This is a genomic window from Mesorhizobium sp. M1E.F.Ca.ET.041.01.1.1, assembly GCF_003997355.1.
Taxonomy (GTDB): domain Bacteria; phylum Pseudomonadota; class Alphaproteobacteria; order Rhizobiales; family Rhizobiaceae; genus Mesorhizobium.
Genome location: NZ_RZSL01000539.1, coordinates 1 through 4105 on the forward strand (window position 1 = coordinate 1; position 4105 = coordinate 4105).

Genomic DNA, 4105 nt, shown 5'->3' on the forward strand with positions numbered 1-4105 from the left:
GAAGATGACGAGGCCCATCGAGTAACGGGCTGCGGCGCCGGCGCCGCAGCCCGTTACTCGATGGGCCTCGTCATCTTCACCGGCATCCTGGTCGGCACGATGTTCACGCTGTTCGTCGTGCCCATGTTCTACACCTTCATCGCCAGCAAGGATCTGCCGCATCTTGCCGAGAAGCCCGATCCGAAGCTGATGCCGGCGCTGCCGACCTGAAGCGGAGGCAATAGCGATTAGGGAGTAGCGAATAGGGGAGAATGGCGTTCGCGCGCCGGGACATCTCTATTCGCTACTCCCTATTCGCTCCATAATGAAAAGAGGCCGGAAAGTTTCCGGCCTCTTTTTTGGCAGTCGCCTCACGGCTTCGGCGCTGAGCAATTTCAGGAAAAGTGTGTAACGCTTTTCCGTCCGAAATTGCGCCTAATAGACTACGCCGAAGGCGGCAATCCGCCTGCTACTTGACCCAACCCGTTATTTAACAATGACGATGCTGGTGTTGGACGGGCCGAAAACCTCGACGAGCTGGTAGAAATCGGCCGCGGCATCGGGATGCAGGCGCACGCAGCCATGCGAGGCAGGCCGGCCGAGACGGTTGATGGCGTAGGTGGCGTGCACCGCGTAGCCGCCGCTGAAGAACACCGAATGCGGCATCGGCGCATTGTCGTACTTCTTCGAATACCACATCTCGTGCAGGCGGGTCGGCCTGAACGACCCCGTCGGCGTGATGTGCCTCCTGTCACCCGTCGACACCTTCCAGGTGTAGGTCGGACGGCCGTCGACCGTGACTTCCATGATCTGCTGCGACAGCGAAACCCGGGCGACGATCTGATTGGCGTGGGCGGCGTTGCTGCCGAAAAGCAATGCCGCGCCGGTGAGCGCGGCGGCGGTGACATTGATGAGTTTGGCGGAAATGGCGGTATGCATGACGATCCCTCTCTTTATGCCGGTCCGGCCGGCTTCATTTCGATGTGTCGCTTTATCGAGGTCACCTGTTTCAAGCCTATTTCGCTTGATGCTCGTTATTGTTTCGAATCTGTTTCCCAAAATTAACGCCCCAGCCCGGAAGAACGCTGCTCGTGAGCCTGTCAAGGTTACCGACGACAGAGGGGAAACCGACAAACGAAAGTGCGTATGGCTCTGATATGAAAGCTATTTCGCTACTCTCGAAACCGAATTGCAACAAAACGCGGCCTGCGCGGCATGATGCGGATACAGGCCGGCGGCAATGTGGATGCAACGGGAACAGACATCAGCAAACGAAAATGGGCAGGAAATCGAACCTACGCTCCTGGCTTCTCAGGATCGGCGTCGCGGCCGTCATCCTCGGTGGCGCCGGCTCTGTCGCCGGCAACCCCGTGGCAACGCTCGGCGCCATGAATTCGGGCGAGGTTTCGACGCTGCACACTGCACTGTTCATCGCCACGGTCTGGATCGTTTCCAGCCTGCGCGTCCACCGGCTGAGGGCCCTCTGGCGGGTCGGCCTTCGGCTGATGAGGACGCGCGGCCCCTCCGGCTACTTGCTGCCGAGAGGACCGAAGGCCCGCGCCGCAGCGGGGGGGCTCCGTTAGCGGCGCGGGCGCTTCGGGAGTTTCCTGAAGCACCGATACATATCGATTTAGGGGTAATGACATGAACACCAGGTTTGCAGCTTCCGTGCTTTCCGCATTGCTCTACGCGCAAGGGCTGCTCGGCTTTGCCGCGCTGGCAACGGTGCTCCTGAAGGAGCGCGCCCATGTCGAAATCACCGCCAGCGCCGACTTGCCCTCAGGTCCCTCGGTCCTCGTGGTGCGCTGAGCACGAAGCATCGGTTTTGGGGGATCCGATGCCAGATCAAGGAAATGACCCGGCCGCCCTCGCCTCAGTCGGTACGCGGCGTCGGCGGATCGAAGCGATAGCCGGCGCCCCTGATCGTGGTGATGGTCTCGGTATCGAGCTTGCGGCGCAACCTCACGATCCGCGAATCGATCGAGCGGTCGAAAGCGTCCGCGTTCTCGGCCGGCGCGGCGGCGATGATGTCGTCGCGCGTCAGCACCTTTCGCGGGCTTGCCAGGAAGAGCCTGAGCAGCGCAACCTGGCCCGGCGACAGTTGATCCTCGGCACCGGAGCGATGCATGACCATGGCCGACCTCAGGTCGACGGTGGCGTTCTCCAGCACGATCAGTTCCTGGGTGTTGCGGCCGCGCCGCATCAGCAGGCCGCCGATGCGCGCAGCGAGCTCGCGCACATTGAGCGGACTTTCCACCACGTCTGCGGCGCCGAGCTCCAGCGCCAGCACCTTGTCGACAAGGTCGCGTGGCCGGCAGATCAGGATGAAGTCGGAGCCGCCCTCGCCGCCATAACGCTTGAGCAGCTCGCGACCGTCCGCCTGGGTCACATCGTCACCGACGACGACGACATCGATGCCCCCCGCAGAGAGCAGCGACTCCGCCTCCCAGGGCTGGCGTGCCTGGCGCACGTCGTGCCCGCGCCGCTCGAGATGGTCGGCAAGGGAGCCGGCCACCACTTCGGCAACGGACACAAGCGCGACGACGGATCGTGCTGCCATTTTCTTCACCCCGCCACAGACAACTCGAGATGAGCGCTGGACATCATGTTTATACCCAATCTACTTTCCGCTGAAAGCGGGAGCGAGACCATTGTGAAGGCGCGCATCATCGTCGTCGAGGACGAGCCGGACCTGAGAGAGGCGGTTGCCGAATATCTCGGCGCCAACGGCTATGACGTCGCCACGGCCGAGAATGCCGCGGCGGCGCGCGGCCTGCTCGAGGCGCAGTCCTTCCACCTTGCCATACTCGACATCGCCATGCCCGGCGAGGATGGCCTGTCGCTCGGCCGCTGGCTGCGCTCGAAGACCCAGATCGGCATCATCTATGCCACCGCCGCCGGCACCGCGCTCGACCGCATCGTCGGCCTGGAACTCGGCGCCGACGACTACATCGTCAAGCCCTACGAATTGCGCGAAGTGCTGGCGAGGGTCCGCAGCGTGCTGCGCCGCGTGCCGCAGCCGGCAGCACCTCAGGCCGCGAAGGCCGAGGCCGGCACGCGCCGCTTCATGAACTTCGGCGGCTTCCAGGCCGATTTCGACGGCAGGCTGGTCACCGGCGCCAACGGCGCGGTCATTGAGATGGCCAAGAGCGAGTTCGACGTGCTGGAGGTTTTCCTCACCCGCGCCAACCGGCTCCTGACGCGGGCGGCGATCTCGGAGGCGATCGGCTTCGTGGAAGATCCCGAATCGTCGCGCGCGGTCGATATCCGCATCATGCGTCTCAGGAAAAAGATCGAAACCGATCCGGCCAACCCGAAATTCCTGCGCACCGTACGCGGCGAAGGCTATATCTTCTCGCTGCCGACAAGCGACGGCAATTGACTCCGGCCCGCGCATCCTTCCGGATACGTGAAAGACGCTGTAGCATTCCGATTGAGCGCACGCCCCCGCAAAACCGTGATCGATTTTCGGGGCTTGTGTGCCGGATTTCATGGTTTACCGATATGGCCCGGGGATGACGTTCGACGATGACAGCTGAGGCCGCACGGATGGACATGCACGGCTCCCGCCAGGGCGCCGCGATGGCGGCCGTCCACGTCGTTCGCCGTTTGCGCGAGGCGGGCGATTGGCAGCGCGAGATAGACGGCATGCTGGAAACGCTCTGCCGGGCCATGGATTGCCAGCGCGGCATTCTGTTTCGTCTGCGCGAACTGCCCGGCCAGGGCTTTGCGCAATCCGTCTCGGCTTACTGGATCGACCCTGAATTCGGCGGCGAGCTGGCATCGCCCACCGTCATCATGCAGTCGATCATCAACTCCGATCCGCTGCTGGAGCGGCTGCAGGAGGACGAGCGCCAGGGCAAGGTCTTTGCCGGTCACACCCGCAATCTGGATGGTTTCCTGAGGGCCGATTTCGAGAAGCAGAACATAAAATCCTTCATTTCCGTGTCGGTCTTCGCCCACGGCCATCTCTGGGGCACGCTGGCGGTCAACGACTGCGTCGCCGAACGCGAATGGACCGACGAGGAAGAGGCGACGCTGCACATCATCGCGCTCGCCATCGGCGACGCCATCGAGCACTCGCCCTCCGAGGCGCATGCCAGCGAAGTCATCCGCCGCACCATGC

Annotated in this window: 7 protein-coding genes; 5 read left to right on the top strand and 2 right to left on the bottom strand. The window is 63.1% G+C overall.

Features of this window, described 5'->3' with window-relative positions; translation table 11 throughout:
- A partial coding sequence (locus EOA38_RS29670) for a hypothetical protein (RefSeq protein ID WP_145966117.1) occupies positions 1-210 on the top strand: 210 nt, incomplete at its 5' end.
- Positions 211-465: 255 nt separating this feature from the next.
- Here the strand turns inward: EOA38_RS29670 and EOA38_RS29675 are convergent.
- Positions 466-918: a L,D-transpeptidase gene (locus EOA38_RS29675; protein ID WP_127300911.1), complete on the bottom strand. Its 453-nt coding sequence runs from the start codon at positions 916-918 to the stop codon at positions 466-468.
- A 338-nt stretch (positions 919-1256) separates the two neighbouring features.
- Here EOA38_RS29675 and EOA38_RS29680 point away from each other — a divergent pair, with 338 nt between their 5' ends.
- Both EOA38_RS29680 and EOA38_RS39420 read left to right on the top strand, forming a co-directional pair.
- A complete protein-coding gene (locus tag EOA38_RS29680) occupies positions 1257-1562 on the top strand; it encodes a hypothetical protein (RefSeq protein ID WP_245480947.1) in 306 nt (101 codons plus the stop codon).
- Positions 1563-1623: 61 nt separating this feature from the next.
- Positions 1624-1788: a hypothetical protein gene (locus EOA38_RS39420; RefSeq protein ID WP_168247406.1), complete on the top strand. Its 165-nt coding sequence runs from the start codon at positions 1624-1626 to the stop codon at positions 1786-1788.
- Positions 1789-1852: 64 nt separating this feature from the next.
- On the opposite strand, the gene EOA38_RS29685 is transcribed toward EOA38_RS39420, so the two are convergent.
- The gene (locus tag EOA38_RS29685) at positions 1853-2539 is read right to left on the bottom strand and encodes a response regulator transcription factor (RefSeq protein WP_127300912.1); all 687 of its coding nucleotides are present in this window, start codon (positions 2537-2539) and stop codon (positions 1853-1855) included.
- Positions 2540-2584: 45 nt separating this feature from the next.
- On the opposite strand from EOA38_RS29685, the gene EOA38_RS29690 reads away from it, so the two are divergent.
- Both EOA38_RS29690 and EOA38_RS29695 read left to right on the top strand, forming a co-directional pair.
- Complete coding sequence (locus EOA38_RS29690; RefSeq protein WP_189434999.1) at positions 2585-3361, top strand: response regulator transcription factor; 777 nt, start codon at positions 2585-2587, stop codon at positions 3359-3361.
- 146 nt (positions 3362-3507) lie between these two features.
- Positions 3508-4105, top strand: a 598-nt coding sequence (locus tag EOA38_RS29695) for a GAF domain-containing protein (protein WP_189435001.1), incomplete at its 3' end; no start/stop codon positions are given.